At 33.1% G+C, this 560-nt stretch carries 2 protein-coding genes; one reads left to right on the forward strand and one right to left on the reverse strand.

Annotated elements, in window-relative coordinates:
• Positions 1 to 250, reverse strand: a 250-nt coding sequence (locus TCEL_RS13010) for an ABC transporter permease subunit (protein ID WP_156874016.1), incomplete at its 3' end; no start/stop codon positions are given.
• A gap of 67 nt (positions 251 to 317) precedes the next feature.
• Here TCEL_RS13010 and TCEL_RS13675 point away from each other — a divergent pair.
• The coding region (locus tag TCEL_RS13675) for a sortase family protein (RefSeq protein ID WP_479725384.1) at positions 318 to 560 on the forward strand (243 nt) is incomplete at its 3' end.

Below are 560 nucleotides of genomic sequence, written 5' to 3' on the forward strand. Positions count from 1 at the left end.
GAGGTATAGAAGCACCTAATGATACTGCTGCCTCTACTACACCTTTATTTACTTCCTTTAGAGCAGATTCTACCACCCTTGCAACGAAGGGGGCTGCTGCAATGGATAATGGAACCACTGCAGCTTCTTTTCCTATTGTTGTGCCTACAATAACTCTTGAAAGGGGAAATAGTACTATTATTAAAATAATAAATGGTATTGATCTTGTTATATTTATTATTGTTCCTATTACTGAATTAATCTTTGGCATTTTAAGTAACCCTTCTTCATCAGTTACAGGTATTTCAATTTTAGCTTTTGTTGGAATAGAACAGTATATGGCRTATAAAGAAAGAGAAGCACTAATTGAAACTGTGGTGAAAAGTCAAGAAAAAAGAGATTATAAGGAAAATATTAAAGATCAAAATTCAATTCAGTATAATGCTAAAAATCCAGTTGGAATACTTGAAATACCAAAGATAAATTTGGTGGTTCCAATAGTAGAAGGAGCAACGCAAGAAACTTTAAAAAATGCAGTAGGACATATTGAAGGAACAGGGAGACTTGGAGAAATTAATAAC

The organism is Thermobrachium celere DSM 8682 (genome assembly GCF_000430995.1).
GTDB classification, from domain to species: domain Bacteria; phylum Bacillota; class Clostridia; order Clostridiales; family Caloramatoraceae; genus Thermobrachium; species Thermobrachium celere.